17 protein-coding genes are annotated in these 16,658 nt (G+C 58.7%); 4 read left to right on the top strand and 13 right to left on the bottom strand.

Going from position 1 to position 16,658, the window contains the following annotated elements; all coding sequences use genetic code 11:
* Positions 1-75 precede the first annotated feature (75 nt).
* On the top strand, positions 76-1,038 hold the full coding sequence (locus KO536_RS07595) for a zinc-binding dehydrogenase (protein WP_219261574.1): 963 nt from the start codon (positions 76-78) through the stop codon (positions 1,036-1,038).
* A gap of 103 nt (positions 1,039-1,141) precedes the next feature.
* Here the strand turns inward: KO536_RS07595 and KO536_RS07590 are convergent, their stop codons facing one another.
* The 6 genes from KO536_RS07590 to KO536_RS07565 form a co-directional block, all read right to left on the bottom strand.
* Positions 1,142-1,795, bottom strand: a complete 654-nt coding sequence (locus KO536_RS07590; RefSeq protein WP_133078120.1) for an HAD family phosphatase — start codon at positions 1,793-1,795, stop codon at positions 1,142-1,144.
* 34 nt (positions 1,796-1,829) lie between these two features.
* Positions 1,830-2,819, bottom strand: a complete 990-nt coding sequence (locus KO536_RS07585; RefSeq protein ID WP_133078121.1) for an ABC transporter ATP-binding protein — start codon at positions 2,817-2,819, stop codon at positions 1,830-1,832.
* Positions 2,816-3,616, bottom strand: coding sequence for an ABC transporter permease (locus KO536_RS07580; protein ID WP_219261573.1), 801 nt, complete (start codon positions 3,614-3,616; stop codon positions 2,816-2,818). The genes KO536_RS07585 and KO536_RS07580 overlap by 4 nt, the downstream gene beginning before the upstream one ends.
* Positions 3,603-4,439 carry an ABC transporter permease subunit gene (locus tag KO536_RS07575; protein ID WP_019827637.1) on the bottom strand — a complete coding sequence of 279 codons (837 nt, stop codon included), beginning with the start codon at positions 4,437-4,439 and terminating at the stop codon, positions 3,603-3,605. The genes KO536_RS07580 and KO536_RS07575 overlap by 14 nt, the downstream gene beginning before the upstream one ends.
* Positions 4,436-5,251, bottom strand: a complete 816-nt coding sequence (locus tag KO536_RS07570; protein WP_219261572.1) for an alkaline phosphatase family protein — start codon at positions 5,249-5,251, stop codon at positions 4,436-4,438. Before KO536_RS07570 ends, KO536_RS07575 begins: the two co-directional genes overlap by 4 nt.
* A 136-nt stretch (positions 5,252-5,387) precedes the next feature.
* The gene (locus tag KO536_RS07565) at positions 5,388-6,455 is read right to left on the bottom strand and encodes an ABC transporter substrate-binding protein (protein WP_133078124.1); all 1,068 of its coding nucleotides are present in this window, start codon (positions 6,453-6,455) and stop codon (positions 5,388-5,390) included.
* A 346-nt stretch (positions 6,456-6,801) separates the two neighbouring features.
* Here KO536_RS07565 and KO536_RS07560 point away from each other — a divergent pair, with 346 nt between their 5' ends.
* A complete protein-coding gene (locus KO536_RS07560; protein ID WP_133078125.1) occupies positions 6,802-7,521 on the top strand; it encodes a UTRA domain-containing protein in 720 nt (239 codons plus the stop codon).
* A 48-nt stretch (positions 7,522-7,569) separates the two neighbouring features.
* Here KO536_RS07560 and KO536_RS07555 read toward each other — a convergent pair whose 3' ends face one another.
* The 7 genes from KO536_RS07555 to minC form a co-directional block, all read right to left on the bottom strand.
* A complete protein-coding gene (locus tag KO536_RS07555) occupies positions 7,570-9,729 on the bottom strand; it encodes a mechanosensitive ion channel domain-containing protein (protein WP_219261571.1) in 2,160 nt (719 codons plus the stop codon).
* A 76-nt stretch (positions 9,730-9,805) separates the two neighbouring features.
* Positions 9,806-9,988 carry a hypothetical protein gene (locus KO536_RS07550; RefSeq protein ID WP_133078127.1) on the bottom strand — a complete coding sequence of 61 codons (183 nt, stop codon included), beginning with the start codon at positions 9,986-9,988 and terminating at the stop codon, positions 9,806-9,808.
* 210 nt (positions 9,989-10,198) lie between these two features.
* On the bottom strand, positions 10,199-11,488 hold the full coding sequence (locus KO536_RS07545; protein WP_019828578.1) for a M18 family aminopeptidase: 1,290 nt from the start codon (positions 11,486-11,488) through the stop codon (positions 10,199-10,201).
* 175 nt (positions 11,489-11,663) lie between these two features.
* On the bottom strand, positions 11,664-12,299 hold the full coding sequence (locus KO536_RS07540) for an RluA family pseudouridine synthase (RefSeq protein WP_016780153.1): 636 nt from the start codon (positions 12,297-12,299) through the stop codon (positions 11,664-11,666).
* 90 nt (positions 12,300-12,389) lie between these two features.
* On the bottom strand, positions 12,390-12,644 hold the full coding sequence (gene minE, locus KO536_RS07535) for a cell division topological specificity factor MinE (protein WP_019828577.1): 255 nt from the start codon (positions 12,642-12,644) through the stop codon (positions 12,390-12,392).
* A 3-nt stretch (positions 12,645-12,647) separates the two neighbouring features.
* A complete protein-coding gene (gene minD / locus KO536_RS07530) occupies positions 12,648-13,460 on the bottom strand; it encodes a septum site-determining protein MinD (protein WP_019828576.1) in 813 nt (270 codons plus the stop codon).
* Positions 13,461-13,648: 188 nt separating this feature from the next.
* Positions 13,649-14,386, bottom strand: a complete 738-nt coding sequence (gene minC / locus KO536_RS07525) for a septum site-determining protein MinC (protein WP_133078128.1) — start codon at positions 14,384-14,386, stop codon at positions 13,649-13,651.
* Positions 14,387-14,505: 119 nt separating this feature from the next.
* Here minC and KO536_RS07520 point away from each other — a divergent pair, with 119 nt between their 5' ends.
* The gene (locus tag KO536_RS07520; RefSeq protein WP_133078129.1) at positions 14,506-15,438 is read left to right on the top strand and encodes a lipid A biosynthesis lauroyl acyltransferase; all 933 of its coding nucleotides are present in this window, start codon (positions 14,506-14,508) and stop codon (positions 15,436-15,438) included.
* Between the two features lie 27 nt (positions 15,439-15,465).
* Positions 15,466-16,611, top strand: a complete 1,146-nt coding sequence (locus KO536_RS07515; RefSeq protein ID WP_219261570.1) for a patatin-like phospholipase family protein — start codon at positions 15,466-15,468, stop codon at positions 16,609-16,611.
* The last annotated feature ends 47 nt before the right edge of the window (positions 16,612-16,658 follow it).

Below are 16,658 nucleotides of genomic sequence, written 5' to 3'. Positions count from 1 at the left end.
CAAGGACCGGTCGCATAATGCAAAAAGCCCGGCGCAACAGCTCCGGGCTCAGTCCAGACTCACTATGGAGGCACTGTGAAAGCATTGCAAGGCGTTGAAGGTCAAGTGACATGGGTTGAAGAGCCAAGCCCGGCATGTGATGTAGGACAAATTCGAATTCGTGTGGCGGCTGCGGGGCTCAATCGGGCCGATCTGTTGCAGAGCGCCGGGTTGTATCCGCCGCCGCCGGGCGCCAGTCAGGTGTTGGGCCTGGAGTGCTCCGGAGTGGTCACTGAAGTGGGGCCGGGTTCGTCTTGGCAGGTGGGCGACCGGGTTTGCGCGCTGCTGGCGGGCGGCGGCATGGCGCAAGAGGTGGTGGTCGATGCCCGTCACGCCCTGCCAGTGCCTGAAGGTCTGTCGCTGATCGAAGCGGCAGCCTTGCCTGAGGTGTACAGCACTGCGTGGCTGAACCTGTTCCAGCTGGCCGCTTTGCAGCCAGGTGAAAAAGTGCTGCTGCATGCCGGCGCAAGCGGTGTTGGTTCAGCGGCCATTCAGCTGTGCAAGGCCTTCGGCAGCCCGTGCTGGGTCACTGTGGGTTCGGCTGATCGTCTGTCTTACTGTCAGGCGTTGGGTGCACAGGGCGGTGTGGTGCGTACCGAGGGGCTGGACAGCCTCAAGGCCATGGGGCCTTTCGATGTGGTACTGGACCCGGTGGGCGCCAATTACGCCGAGTCCAACCTCAAGTTGCTGGCGCTGGACGGGCGTTGGGTGTTGATCGGCTTGATGGGCGGTCGCAAGGCCGAACTGGATCTGGCACTGGTACTGGGCAAGCGTATCCAGCTGCTGGGTTCGACTCTGCGTAGCCGCAGCGATCAATTCAAGGCTGACCTGCTCAGTGATCTGGGGCAGCAGGTATGGCCATTGTTCACTGAAGGTCGCTTGAGCCCGCAACTGGCCAAAACCTTTCCGATTGAAGAGGCTCAGGCGGCATTTGCCGAACTGGCAAGCAATCAGGTGTCGGGCAAGCTGGTGCTGGTGATAGACAGCAGCCTGAGCTGATCCTGGTGGGAGCGGGCTTGCTCGCGATGGTATCGACCCGGCGTGCCTGACAAGGCGCGGCGTCTGTATCGCGAGCAAGCCCGCTCCCACAGGTATTGAGGTGTCACTTCCAGTGATGGATCGGCCACCCGGCTTTTTCTGCCTGTTCACGCAATACCGGATCAGGATTCACCACGTGCGGGTGATCAACCTTGAGCAGCAGCGGCAAGTCATTGCGTGAGTCGGAGTAAAAGCTCGCGCCCTCAAGGTTTTCTTCCTGCTCATCCAGCCATTCCAGCAGGCGCGTGATCTTGCCTTCGCGGTACGTCAAGGTTCCCACGGTGTTGCCGGTGTAAAAGCCGTGTGCAACTTCCAGCTCGATCCCCAGCACTTCATCGATCCCCAGTCGCTCTGCAATCGGCTTTACCAGATGGGTGCCCGAGGCCGAAATCACCAGGATCCGGTCCCCTGCCTTGCGATGGGCCGCAATGGTTCTTGTGGCGTCGCTGAAGATGATCGGTTCGATGAAGTCTTCAACCCACGGCCCGACCAAGTGTTCAACCTCTTCGGGGGTGCGGCCTATCAACGGTTCCAGGCTGAAGGCCATGAACTCTTCCATGGCCAGCTTGCCTTGGCTGTAGGCGTCCATCAGCTCGTTGTTGCGCTGCATGAACGACGCGGGATCAACCCAGCCCAGGCGGCCCATCTGCTCGCTCCACAGGGTGGCGCAGTCGCCATGAATCAGGGTTTCGTCCAGGTCAAAAATTGCCAAAGCCATCAGCGCAACTCGCTCTTCAGTGAATTCAAGAACATCAGGCTACCTCACAAAGGGTGCTTGAATCGATGGACAGCGCCACACGCTGACCATCCGGATACAGATCACCGGGTGCCCGGTTGAGTACATCGACGATCAGTTGCACACCACGTGCCTCTACCCGGTAGCGGATGACGTTGCCCAGCAGGCTGTGGTTGAGGATCACCCCGTCGAGTTCGCCCTGCAGGCTCAGACCCACGGTTTCAGGGCGTATGGCGATGCGGCTGTTGATCGGGCGTTGCAGCAGGCGGCTGGCAGTTTCGGGGTCCAGCAGGTTGTAGTTGCCGATAAACCCGGCGGCGAATGCATCCACTGGCGCGGCATAGAGGGTTTGGGCATTGCCGCTTTGAACGATGTGGCCCTTGTTCATCAGGAATATCCGGTCGCTCATGACCAGTGCTTCTTCCTGGTCGTGGGTGACGAAAATCGTGGTCAGGCCCAGCTCGCGCTGAATAGTGCGGATTTGCTCGCGCAAGTGCTTGCGAATTCGCGCATCCAGCGCCGACAGCGGCTCATCCAGCAGCAACAGGCGCGGACGCGTGACCAGCGAGCGCGCCAGGGCCACGCGCTGGCATTGACCACCCGACAGCTGATGCGGGTAGCGCTTGGCAAAATCATTCAGTTCCACCAGTTGCAATGCTTCGGCCACGCGCTTGTTGCTGTCATCAGTGCTGACCTTCTGCATGCGCAGGCCGAACGCGACGTTTTGCTCGACGGTCATGTTGGGGAACAGCGCATAGCTTTGAAACACCATGCCGATGCCACGCTTTTGCGGGCTCAGCGGCACGATGTCCTGGCCATCGAGCAGGATTTTGCCACCGTCCACGGGCGTTAATCCCGCGATACAGCGCAGCAGCGTGGACTTGCCGCAACCGGATGGCCCCAGCAGGGTCACGAACTCGCCCTTGGCGATGCTGCAGTTGATATCGCTGAAAATCGCCGTGCCGGAATAGGATTTTTGCAGGTGTTCGACGCTGACGAAGCTCATTGGCTTTTGTCCTTGTTCAGGAAGGTGGCAACCCAGGTCAGCACCAATACAAAGAGGAAATAGGAGATCACCAGGGCGCTGGTGAAGTGGCCACTGCTGTTACGCATGTTGTTCAAGAACACCTGCAAGGTTTCGTAGCGGGTGCCCACCAGAATATTGGCGAACACAAACTCGCCAAACAGGAACGAGAACGACAGCAGCAGGGCAACCATCAAGCCTTTGCGCAAATTGGGCAGCACCACCAAAAACGCCGCCTGCCAGGTGCTGGCACCCAGCAGTTGGGCTGCGTCCATCAGGTCGCGCAGATTGATTGCCTGCAGGTTGTTGGTAATTGCCCGGTACATAAAGGGCAGCGCTACAGTGAAATAGCAGCCGATCAGAATCCAGGGGGTACCGACCATTTGCAGCGGGCCTGAACCGTAGAGCTGCAACAGGCCCACCGATGACACCACTGGCGGTACGGCGAAAGGCAGCAGGATCAGGATGTTCATCAGCGCATCGAGCCTGGGGAAGTGGTAGTGCACCACAAACAGCAGCGGCAGGATCAGAACGACGGACAGCACCAGCGCAGCAACGCACACCAGCAGCGACTGGCCGAAGGCCTTCAGGAAGCGCGGGTCGCTCCAGAGCTGGTCATACCACTTGAAGGTAAAACCGCTGGGCATGATGGTCGCTGACCAACTGCTGGAAATGGAATAAATCAGTGTGCCCAGCAGCGGCAGCAACAAGATCAGAAACAGCAGCCAGACCACGCTGCGGTGGTAAATGCCGGGGGAACCCGATTCAGCGCGCGACATGGTAGCTCCTCTTTAACAGCCACTGATGCACCAGGGTCACCAGGGTCATCAACCCCACCAGAATCACCGCCAGGGCACTGGCCATGTTCGGGTCCAGGCTGATATCCCCCGAGACCATTGCAGCAATACGGATCGGCAGTACGTTGAAGTTGCCCGTGGTCAATGCATACACCGTGGCGTAGGCGCCCAGTGCGTTGGCCAGCAGGATCACGAAAGTACCGAGCAATGCCGGGGTGAGGACGGGCAGGCCGATATGGCGCCAGAACTGCCAACTGCTGGCCCCCAGCAAGGACGCCGACTCGCGCCAGTCTTCGCGTACGGCATCAAAGGCGGGGTAAAGCAGCAGTACGCCGAGGGGAATCTGGAAGTAGGTGTACAGGATGATCAGGCCGGTCTTGGAGTAAAGGTTGAAATCCTCAATGATCCCGGCCTGTTTGAGCATGATCGTAATGCTGCCGTTAAACCCCAGCAGAATGATGAAGGCGAAGGCCAGCGGAACCCCGGAGAAGTTGCTGGTCATGTTGGCGAACGCGTTGACGAAATTGCGCAGCCGCGAATCCACCTTGCGCAAGGAGTAACTGCCCAGTATGGCGATCACAATGCCGAACAGACTGGACCAGAAACTGATCTCCAGGCTGTGCTGGATGGCTTGCAAGTAGAATTTCGAGTTGAAGATCTTGATGAAGTTGGCCATGCCCCAGCCGCTTTCTTCAGATTGCACGCTGTGGATCAGCACCCACACCAGCGGGGCAATTTGAAAAACGATAAAAAAAACGGCGAAGGGCACCAGGCACAGCAACGCAAGCCATTTGCCACGGCTCATGGCGCTGGCCTCAGCAGGTCGCGACACAACGGTTTGTCATGGGTCACACCCAGCAATTCGCAGATCGTGCCGCACAACTCGGTTTGTTTGGGGGTGACATCCGGGTTGAGGCTGAACGCATCGCCCAGTACAAACAGGGGGACCTCACGCTCTTCGGGCAGCAAACCGTTGTGTGAGCGGTCGTTGTTCATGCCGTGATCGGCTGTCACCAACACCTGATAACCGGCCTGCAGCCAGCCTTGCAGGTAGTCGGCCAGAATGATGTCGGCCGAGCGTGCACTGTTGCGGTATTGCGGGGTATCGAGGCCGTGCTTGTGCCCGGCATCATCAATGTTCATGGGATGAACCAGTAAGAAATTCGGTGTGTGCGCTAGACGCAGGCTTTCGGCGTCGGCGAACAAATGGGAGTCGGGGTAGTGATCGCTCCAGTAGAAGTGCCCGTGCTGAATCGGCAAATCGGCGGCAACGGTATGGCGGTCCCGGACCATCACAAATGGCGAGCGGTTATACAGTTCGCTGACCCAGTGATAAGCCGCGGCGGCCGTGCTCAGGCCACCGTCGCGAGCGTAATGGAACACGCTGCGCTGGTTGGACAGGCGCGACACATGGTTGTGCACGATGCCGCTTTCAATCGGCGGCACGCCGGTGAGGATGCACTCGTAAAGAGGGCGTGACAGCGCGGGCAATTCGCAAGTGAGCTTGTAGAGTGCAGCACGACCCGCCCCGACGTAGGCTTGCAGATGGCCCATCGCCTGGCGGGCTACCTCGTAATTCAAGCCATCGAGGACTACCAGGATAACGTTGTGTTTCATGTCCGGCGACTCCGCAAACAGAAGTAGCATGCCAACTGCGTAGTCGCTGCCGAGGAACGAAGGCTGCGAGCCTTTCGCAATCAAAGGCTCGCAGCCTGCGTTCCTTGGCAGCGACTACAGGTCTTGGTTCAGCGGGTTACTGCATATTGATGATGACTTCTTCCTGCCACAGTTGCGGCAGGGCCTTGGAGGTTTTTTCCCAGGCGTCAGCGTCCTTGATCGGGGTCACGTTTTTGTACTGATCGTTGGAGAGCAGCTTGGCTTGAACGTCATCAGGCAGCTTCAAGTGCTCGGCACGAATCGGCCGTGCATTGCCCCGCGCCAGGTTGGTTTGCCCGGCATCGCTGAAGATGAATTCGCGAGTCAGCTTGGCCGCGTTCGGGTGCTTGGCGTATTTGTTGATGATGGTGGTGTAGCCCGAGATCACCGAACCGTCCGATGGAATCAGCACCACGTAGTCATCCGGGTTGACCATTTTGGCTTTGTAGCTCAGGCCGTTGAAATCCCAGACCACGCCCACTTCCACTTCACCTTTTTCCATGGTGGCGATGGTCGGGTTGGCCAATGACAAGCGGCCTTGCTTGGCGATGTCGGCAAACATCAGCAGGGCAGGCTGGATGTTCTTTTCACTGCCGCCATTGGCCAGTGCAGCAGCCAGTACGCCGTTGGTGGCTTGCGCTGCGGTGCTGACGTCACCGATGGAAACCTTGTATTTGCCGGATTTCAGGTCAGCCCACTTGGTTGGAACTTCAGAGCCGTGCAGCAGCTTTTTGTTGACGATAAACGCAATGGTGCCGGTGTAGGCCAGCGCCCAGTTACCGTCTTTGTCCTTGGCCCAGTCCGGGATCTGGTCCCATGTGGTCGGCTTGTACGGCTGGGTCACGCCCTTGGCCACCGCAATCGGGCCGAAGGCCGCGCCTACGTCACCGATGTCGGCACTGGCGTTGTCTTTTTCAGCGGCGAACTTGGCCACTTCCTGGGCCGAACTCATGTCGGTATCGATGTGCTTGAGGCCATAGAGCTTGTTCAGATCTGACCACGTGCCTTTCCAGTTGGCCCAGTCATCGGGCATGCCGACGCTGTTGACCGTTCCCTCTGCCTTTGCTGCGGCTTCCAGGGCTTTTAAATCCACATCGGCGGCCATGGCCGATGTGCACAGGGCGATGCTTGAACCTAACAGTGATGCCAGGAAAAACCGTTTCATCCGAAGCTCCTTGGGCGTTTTCAACGCTGGGTTTTATTGCTCTTTTGCGGTGGGTTGGTCTAGGTCAGCAATACCTGAGCCAATTTAAGCCCGGCAGATGACACTTTAATGTCGGCACTGGTTGTGCAGGGGATGTTGCAGGTCCGTGTGAGTGTTTCGAGTAAGCGTAGACCATCGCGCAGGGCTTGATTGGCAAGGCCTGTGGCATTTTCTGATGGGCCTTGTCGCAGGCGCTGTCATGCAACAGTCATGTGCTCTGACTAGGCTTCGACTATCAAGGTTTGGTGATTTTTCAGGCCGTGCCTGCCCACATTTGGTGCTGGACTAGTCCAGTCAGGTAACGTTAATGCGAGAAGGTGTACCTAAAGCGGTGACCGCGATCAGTCGCACGCTCCAAGAGCAAATTGAGCACGGCCTGTTGGCGTGCGGCAGTCAGTTGCCGGCCGAACGCAAACTCAGCGAGTTGTTTGCCACTACTCGGGTTACGGTGCGCGAGGCGTTGCTTCAGCTCGAAGCCCAGGGGATGGTCTATCGGGAGGAGCGTCGCGGCTGGTTTATTTCGCCACCGCGCCTGGCCTATAACTTGATGCAGCGCAGCCACTTCCACGCAATGGTCACGGCCCAGGGGCGCGTGGCGTCCACTGAAGTGATTTCGGCGCGCCTGCTACCGGCCACGGCGGCAGTGTGCGACCGCTTGCAGTTGCCGGCCCTGTCCAGTGTGATCCAGATCTGCCGCGGCCGGCGCATTGACGGGAGGCTGGTGCTGTACGTCGAGCACTATTTGAACCCTCAGTATTTCCCTCGAATTCTTGAACTTGATCTCACCGGGTCGATCACCGAGCTGTATGCCCGGCATTACGACTTGCATTACGGTCGGGTGCGTTTCGAAATCGTACCCACATCATTGCCGATGCAAGCGGCAGCCACGCTCAAGGTTTCAACCGGCAGCCCGGGCTTGCAGATTGCGCGGGTCAATTATGACCAGCACGAACGGCTGATCGACTGTGACCTGGAATATTGGCGACATGATGCGATTCATGTCGGGGTGGATGTGCAGGAGCGTTGAATTTTCCCTGGTTTCTGGAGGCAACTCACTTTGTGGGAGCATCCAGGATCAATCCTTCTGCAACATTCCGCTGCCTGCGGTCACGACTTGTACGCTCAGGCGCGGGGTCGCCAGGTCAAGTCCGGCTTCATCCAGATGCCGCTTGAGGGACAGGTTGAACGCCCGCGACACTTCCCATTGCTTGATAGGCGCGGTCTTGAAACGGGCGCGCAGGATGGCGCTGCCCGACTCAAAGCTTTCGACCCCCTGGATCTCCAGCGGTGACCAGATATTGCGTCGCTGCAGTGGGTCGTTCCGCATTTTTTGCCCGACTTCACGCATCAGTTTGATCGCATCGTCGATGTCCATGTTATAGGGGATCGCAACCCGGAAGATGGCGTAACCGAATTCCCGGGAGTAGTTCTTGATGCTTTTGATTTCGCTGAACGGGATGGTATGCACGATGCCGTCGATATCCCGCAGGCGCACCGTACGAATCGTCAGCCCTTCAACCGTGCCCAGGTGCCCGCCGACATCGACGTAGTCGTCGATGGCCAGGGAGTCTTCAATGATGATGAACAGGCCGGTGATCAGGTCGGCAACCAGTGATTGCGCACCAAAGCCGATGGCCAGACCGATCACACCGGCACCCGCCAGCAGCGGGGTGACGTTCATGCCCATGTTGGCCAGGGCCACGATCAGCGCGATGATGAAAATCGCCACAAACAACACGTTGCGAATCAACGGCATCATGGTTTGGGCGCGGGCATTGGCCAGGCCTTTGCGCGAGCGGGTCAGTGCGTGGTGCACGGCGGTGTCGGAAAGAATCCAGATCAGCCAGGCAAACAGCAGCGTGCCGCCGAGGCTGAACAGTTTGACGCTGATCTCATGACCTTCGCCTTCGGTGAAGCTGATCAGTGACATGCCCCACACCCGCAGCCCCAGCTCGATGAATACCAGCCACACGATCAGATGCGCCAGGGTGTAGAGGAAGCTTTTCAAGCGCTCGGAATACAGCGCATGACGTTTGTGTCCGCGTTGCGGTCTTTGGGAATGACGTCGTACCAGCCCGTTGATCACCATGCACAGCACCACCAGCACGGTGCAAATCAGTGACTGGCGCAGCGCGGTGCTGGTATCGCCTGCCGAGACAAACGTCGCGACCAGAGAAATACCCACCAGAATCAGGGCCGGTATGAACCAGTAGGTCCCAAGGATATCGATGCTGTCGCTCAAGGCCCGTCGGGTCAGGCGACGCGACAATGGCTGGTTGCGAATCAGGTGGGCAATGGGGCGACGGAACCGGATGATAAACAGCCCGGTGGACAGGGCGGCCATTACATTGGCAAAGGTAGCGGCCGTATGGGCCAGATGCACACCCAGGGTGGCAACCAGTCGCGGGTCACTGAGTGCTTCGCCAAAGGCTGCAAAGCTGCCGATCCACCACAGGGGGCGAAACGCCTGATGCCGCAAAATATGCAGGGCACGATGGCGGTGGGGGCCATCGAGCAGTGAGAACAGGATGACGCAAATGGCCGAGAAGCAAGTGCCGATAACCAGTGCGTAAGCCAGCACCATCGCCAGGTCTTTGCCCAGCGACGAGGGCAGGGCGTAACTCATGTACACCGTGATCACCAGCGCCACCATCCACGGCCCCAGTTTGCGCAGGGCAAAGCGCAGCATGTCCACGGCCTTGGGGTGTTGCGGCAGTTCTTCGCTCAGTCCAAAGCGCACCCGGACACGGTGGCTGACCCAAATCAGCAGTGCCGCCGACAAACTCCAGATCATGATGATTAATGCAAAGCCAAAGATGATCGGCAGCCATTCGCTGGCGGGCAGCATCAGTGCCGACAGCTCTTCGTTGGCTTGGGAGATTTCCTTGGTCCAGCGAGAGGTCGGGCTGTCAGCGCCGGAGAACTGTTTTTCGAGGTCTGCCAGGGTGCTGCCGATCAGTCCCAGAACACCGATCTCGGCTTCAGGCTGGGCTTTTTTGGTGGCATCGCGCAGTTTTTTCAGATCGGCCAGCAGCTTGCTGCGCTGCTGATCGCTTTCGAGGTTTTTGATGACCTCGTCCAACGATTGGCCCAGCGGCTCGGCGGGTTGTGCCTGGGTTTTATCCGAACTGCCGAGCATGCCCGGCAAGCCAACGGCCTGTGCGCACGTCATGGGCAACAGCGTCAGCAGGCAAACCAGCAGGACATGGGGCAAGGCAAAAAGACGGAGAAACACTGGGCGATCAACCTCGAAGGGTGCGAATTGGCCGAGTGTACGCTAGGGCCCGTTCAATGGGCGAATGACACCACGCCTATTCGTTCAGCTTGGCGAGGATCTTGAAAACGATGGTGCCAAAAATCAGCAGCATGCCGCACCAGATCATCAGCACGCCGACGCCGCTACTGCGTTCGCGAAAGTTGAAGCCAATGGTGAGCAGCAGCATGCCGCAAACAATGGGAATCATCATGGAGTGGAACGCAGACGTCTCGAACATGGTTATGGACCTTTGGAAAGCAATGTTCCCAGTCTAGGTCGGTTTACGCAGATGTGTGGTGATGTGTATCAAAAATGACTCAGCCATTAACTACAGGTGATGATCGACTGTGGGAGCGGCGGTGCGACGATTCGACTTGCTCGTGATGCAGATACCGCAGTTTTAAGGATAAACCGCGTTGCTGTCATCGCGAGCATGCCCCCTGCTTTGTTACGGCAACTGGTTGCTGGCGTAAAACGCGCTGAGCACTTTGACCAGATGCGCGAGGTCATGGCTGCCGGCCAGTTCGCGAATCGAGTGCATGGCGAATGTCGGCAGACCGATATCCACGGTACGTACACCCAGATGGCTGGCGGTGATCGGGCCAATGGTTGAGCCGCAGCCCATGTCGCTGCGCACTACAAAGCTTTGTACCGGGACTTCTACGGCCATGCACAAGTGGCGGAAGAACCCGGCCGTTTCGCTGTTGGTGGCGTAACGTTGATTGCTGTTGACCTTGATCACCGGCCCGGCATTGAGCTTGGGGCCGTGGTTGGCGTCGTGCTTGTCGGCGTAGTTGGGATGAACACCGTGGGCGTTGTCTGCCGATACCAACAGCGATTTCTGGATCGTACGTACGTACTCGTCGCCTTCAGGCAGTACGCGTTGCAGGATCTGCTCCAGCATCGGGCCATCGGCGCCGCAGGCTGAACAGGAGCCGACTTCTTCGTGGTCGTTGGCCACGAACAGGCAGGTTTCTTCGGTCTCGGTGGTGAGCAGGGCTTGCAGGCCGGCGTAGCACGACAGCAGGTTGTCCAGGCGAGCGCCGGCGATGAAGTCACCGTTAAGGCCAATGACCGCAGCACTTTGGGTGTCGTAGAAACTCAGCTCGTAATCGAGCACCACGTCGGCATTGAGGCCGTGCTCGCGGGCCAGTTGGTCGGCCAGCAGGGCACGGAAATCCACGCGCTCGTCGCCAGCTACCTGGGCCAGAATCGGCGGCAGCTCGGTTTGCGGGTTGATCGCCCAACCTTCGTTGGCGGTGCGATTGAGGTGGATCGCCAGATTGGGAATGGTCGCAATCGGTGCCTTGAAATCGATCAGCTGGCTTTCGACCTGGCCGTCGCGGCGGAAGGTCACGCGTCCGGCCAGAGACAAGTCGCGGTCAAACCATGGCGCGAGCAGGGCACCGCCGTAGACTTCTACGCCCAGTTGCCAAAAGCCCTGGCGTTGCAGTTCAGGCTGTGGCTTGACGCGCAGGCATGGGCTGTCTGTGTGAGCGCCGACCATGCGGATACCGCCCTGGAGCGGCGAGTGACGACCCAGCTTGAACGCAACGATCGACGAGTCATTACGGGTGACGTAATAACGACCGTTGGCTTCGGTGAACCATGTTTCGCGTTCGTCGAGGCGCTGGTAACCGGCAGCCTCCAGGCGCTGAACAAGACTGGCAGTGGCATGAAAGGGGGTAGGGGAGGCCTTCAGAAAGTCGATCAGGCCTTGGTTCAACTCTTCGCGCATAAGTTACTCCAGACAGCAAGGCCGCGAGTTTAGCGCATTGATCGCAAGATTTGATCCCAATCGAACATCATTCACGTAGTCGCTGCCGAGGAACGAAGGCTGCGAGCTCTGGATGGTTAAAAGCTCGCAGCCTTCGTTCCTCGGCAGCGACTACGTCAGGTGGTCATGCCTGCAGTCAAAACGGTGCCGGGCACTCAAAGCGCAGGCGTTCGCCGGTTTGCGGGTGAGTAAAACTCAGCATGCTCGCGTGCAGGCACAAGCGAGGCCATGCGGCCAAGGCTTGCGGATGGGCATACAGGCCATCGCCCAGCAACGGGTGGCCGATAGACAGCATATGGACGCGCAACTGGTGCGACCGGCCGGTAATCGGCGTCAGTTCTACGCGGCAGTAATCGCCGCAACGCTCCAGCACTTTCCAGAAGGTCAGCGCGTTTTTGCCAAACTCGTGGTCGACCACGTGCCGGGGCTTGGTCGGCGGGTCGTAACGCAGGGGCAAGTCGATGCTGCCACTGTCGAGCTCGGGTTGACCCCAGGCCAGCGCGGTATAGGCCTTTTCGGTTTCACGGTCGTGAAATTGACGGGACAGTTCGCGGTGAGTGTCAGCATCACGGGCCAGCAGAATGATCCCGGAGGTTTCCCAGTCCAGACGGTGGACGATGCGCGCTTCGGGGTAGCCGTTTTCTTGCAGGCGGGTGATGAGGCAGTCCTTGTTGTCATCGGCCCGGCCGGGCACCGACAGCAACAGGGTGGGTTTGTTGACCACGAGGACGCCAGCGTCCTCGTGGATGATGTGAATATTGGACAACGGCATTAAAACAGCCTCTTAACAAACACCAACGGCGACGAGGGAACCTTCCCGGCAGGGAAGGCGCCCAAGTCGCCGCGGTGTCAGCCGGATCGATTAACGATCAGGCAGTGTGATGTTGAGTTCCAGAATCGAGCAGCTACCCTCGTTCTCCAGGGCGATCTGTACTTGATCATCCCCGATGTTGACGTATTTGCGGATCACCTCGACCAGCTCTTTTTGCAGGGCTGGCAGGTAGTCCGGGGTGCTGCGTTGGCCACGCTCGTGCGCCACGATGATCTGTAGACGCTCTTTCGCGACCGACGCGGTGGATGGCGTTTTGCGGGTACGAAAGAAGTCAAAAATGTTCATTGTCTAGTTGCCTCCAAACAGGCGCTCGAAGAATCCCTTCTTCTGTACATCCAGGAATCGGTGCTCCACGGTTTTGCCCAGCAGGCGATCAACCGCATCGCTGTAGGCCTGACCGGCGTCGCTCTGATCATCAAGGATCACGGGTACGCCCTGGTTGGATGCCTTCAATACCGCCTGGGATTCAGGAATCACGCCCAGCAGGGCAACGGCCAGAATTTCCTTGACGTCTTCAACGCCGAGCATTTCGCCCTTGGAAACACGATCCGGGTTGTAGCGGGTCAGAAGCAGGTGTTCCTTGATAGGGTCCTGGTTCAGTTCGGCGCGGCGCGATTTGCTGGCCAGCAGGCCCAGCATGCGGTCGGAGTCACGTACCGAGGACACTTCCGGGTTGGTCACTACAATCGCTTCATCAGCGAAGTACATGGCCAGGTGAGCACCGGTTTCGATGCCAGCCGGTGAATCGCAGACCACGTATTCGAAGGTTTCCTTAAGTTCCATCAGAACTTTTTCAACGCCTTCCTTGGTCAGCGCATCCTTGTCACGGGTCTGGCTGGCGGCCAGCACGTAGAGATTTTCCAGGCGCTTGTCTTTGATCAGTGCCTGCTGCAGGTTGGCTTCGCCGTTAACCACGTTGACGAAGTCATACACCACGCGGCGCTCGCAACCCATGATCAGGTCGAGGTTACGCAAGCCAACGTCGAAGTCGACGATCACTGTTTTGTGGCCGCGCAGAGCGAGGCCGGTACCGATAGCGGCGCTGGTGGTGGTCTTACCCACACCACCCTTGCCGGATGTAACCACTAGAATCTTGGCCAAGGTGTTTCACCCCTAAGGAAAAAGGACTTTTTAGCCCCTGAATAACATCTCTATAAACGACTGCAGGCAAACAGCCTTGGCGGGTCATCATCCGAGAGCGTAAACGCTGTTTGGGTGTTGGTTGCCTACAAGGTGAAATCTGTTTTCTCTACGAAATTGAGATGCTTGGAAAATGGCGAGAGTATCCGTTAAAGACGGGTGATGTTCAACATGTCACTTGACAGACTGATCTGAACGCCTGTTCCCCACAGCGGATCTCTTCGCAGGTCTTCAGATACCTTGTACTTGCCTGCAATCGACACCAGTTCGGCGCTCAACTGCTGGCAGAAAATCCGCGCCTTGGTGTTGCCTTTATGGCCAGCCAGCGCTCGGCCACGCATTGGCCCGTACACATGGATGTTGCCATCGGCCATAAGTTCCGCACCGGGGCTTACCGAGGCGATAACCACCAGGTCACACCCCTCGGCATACACCGTCTGACCGCCACGTACGGGGCTGGTGATGATTTTGGTCGGCTTGATGGTCGGCTCGGGCGGTTTTTCGGGTTTTTTCGGCGCGACGACTTCGACAGGGTCAATCGGTCGCTCGCGAGCGCCTGAAGGCGGAAGCACCGGCAGATCGATGGCAATGGCCGCTGCGATGTCTTCAATGCGATTGGCGCGAAGGGCCAGGGTGCGCAGACCATGCTGACGACACACGCGCATCAGCCCCGGCAAATCGATAGCCCCTTCGCCGGCAGGCAGTTTGTCCAGCGCCAGGACGAGCGGGGTGTTACTGAAAAAATTAGGCGCCTGGGCCACTTTGGCCGCCAGTTGACGGTCAAGGGCTTCAAGGTCGTAGTGCGCCAGTTCCAGCACCGTAATGGCGAGCATACTGCCCTTTAACTGGAACACAGGGGCTTGGTCTAGCGATTCGGTTTGGCTCATGGTTGCTTAACGCGACTTGTCACTTAAAGTGCTGAGACTTATAACGAGAACGCCCGCAAGCCGCAAGCCGGGTCGAACGTTGTAGAATGCCCGACCCTTGTGTCTGTCCGGAATCATTAATGGATCGCCCGCGTTTTCGTGCTGTTTTTTTTCATCCGCGCTTTTGGCTGCTATGGCTGGGGCTGGGCGTGCTGTGGCTGGTTGTTCAACTGCCTTATAAAGTACAACTGTGTATCGGCCGAGGGCTGGGTGCGTTGATGTACCGGGTGGCCGGTGATCGTCGACGCATTGCGTCGCGTAACCTTGAGCTGTGCTTCCCCGAGAAAACGGCCGCCGAGCGCAAGCAGTTGCTCAAAGACAACTTTGCCTCCACCGGTATCGCGTTTTTCGAGATGGCCATGAGTTGGTGGTGGTCCAAACCACGACTGGCCAAATTGGCCCATGTCGAAGGGCTGGAGCATCTCAAGCAGGCTCAGCTGGAAGGCAGGGGCGTCATCCTGATGGCGTTCCACTTCACCACGCTGGAGATTGGCGCTGCCTTGCTCGGCCAGCAGCACACCATCGACGGCATGTACCGGGAACACAAAAACCCGCTGTTCGACTTTATCCAGCGTCGTGGGCGTGAACGGCATAACGTCGACTCCCTGGCGGTTGAGCGCGATGACGTACGCGGCATGCTCAAGTTGCTGCGCTCCGGCCGGGCGATCTGGTATGCACCCGATCAGGACTACGGCGCCAAGCAAAGTATCTTCGTGCCGTTGTTCGGCATTGAGGCCGCCACGGTTACGGCTACCAGCAAATTTGCCAAACTGGGCAAAGCTCAGGTTGTGCCCTTTACTCAACAACGACTGGCCGACGGCAGTGGTTACAAGTTGGTCATTCATCCTCCCCTGAAGGATTTCCCCGGAGACAGCGATGAGGCCGATTGCCTGCGAATCAATCAATGGGTCGAGCGGGCGGTGCGCGAGTGCCCCGAGCAATACCTGTGGGCCCATCGCCGGTTCAAGACCCGCCCACCGGGCGAGCCCAAGCTCTACGACAAACGCGGCTGAGGCAACTCGGGCCCAGGCCTGCCCGCAGTGACGTCAGTCGCACCGGTCACGGGCCTGATCCTGTCTGGCGGTGGGGCGCGTGCGGCCTATCAGGTTGGCGTGCTTACGGCGATTGCCGAGCTGCTGCCTGCCGGTGCGCCAAACCCGTTTCCAGTGATCGTCGGCACCTCCGCAGGGGCGATCAACGCAGTTAGTCTGGCCAGCGGGGCGATGGATTTTACCCGTGCGGTCGAGCACCTGACTGCGTTCTGGAAGGGCTTTGAAAGTCGCCGCGTATTGCGCAGCGACTGGCCGGGGGTGCTGCATCAGGCCAGTCGATTCGTGGGGCACAGCCTGCTCGGGCTGGGCTCCCACGTTCCGGTGGCATTGCTTGACAGCTCACCCCTGCGGGATCTGCTGCGGGACAAAATCAACTTTCCCGGCATTGAGCAGGCGATTGCCGGGCAGCACCTGCGCGCCGTGGCTGTCACGGCGTTTGGTTACTCGTCGAGTCAGGCGGTGACCTTTTATCAAGGCAAGGGCACGATCAATGGCTGGTTGCGTCATCGGCGCATCGGCATGCCTACGGCGTTGACGGTAGAGCACTTGCTGGCCAGTTCGGCGATTCCGCTGCTCTTTGCCCCGGTAAAACTGGGCGAAGAATACTTTGGCGACGGTGCCGTGCGCCAATCGGCGCCAATCAGTCCGGCCCTGCATCTGGGGGCCAGCCGGGTGCTGGTGGTGGGGGTGAGCGGCAACCCGCGAGGGCCGGATATACAAGATGGTCAGCCGCGTTTCTACAACGCTCAACAACCCACCCTGGCGCAAATTGGCGGTCACATGCTCAACAGCACGTTTATCGACAGTCTGGAGAGCGATATCGAACTGCTGGAGCGCCTGAACCACTTCAGCCGCTTGCTGCCCAGACAGACCGACAACCTTGGCCTGTCGCCCGTGGAAGTGCTGGTGATCGCGCCGAGTCAGCCCATAGACGAAATCGCCGCCCGCCATCGACATGAATTGCCTGCAGCACTACGCATGTTTCTGCGGGGCCCCGGTGCGACCAAAACCAGTGGCGCAGGGGTGCTGAGTTATTTGCTGTTCGAGTCTGGCTATTGCCGGGAGTTGATCGAGCTTGGGCGTCGGGATGCGATGGTCAAGCGTGATGCGTTGTGCCAGTTTTTGCGGGTTTGAAGGATTAGGCTTTGTAGTCTCTGCCGAAGGCTGCGATAAAGCCCGCA

Source organism: Pseudomonas sp. NKUCC02_KPG (assembly GCF_019345465.1).
In the GTDB taxonomy this organism is placed as follows: domain Bacteria; phylum Pseudomonadota; class Gammaproteobacteria; order Pseudomonadales; family Pseudomonadaceae; genus Aquipseudomonas.
The sequence above is the reverse complement of the archived record's forward strand: the minus strand, read 5'-3'. Positions and strand labels throughout refer to the sequence as shown.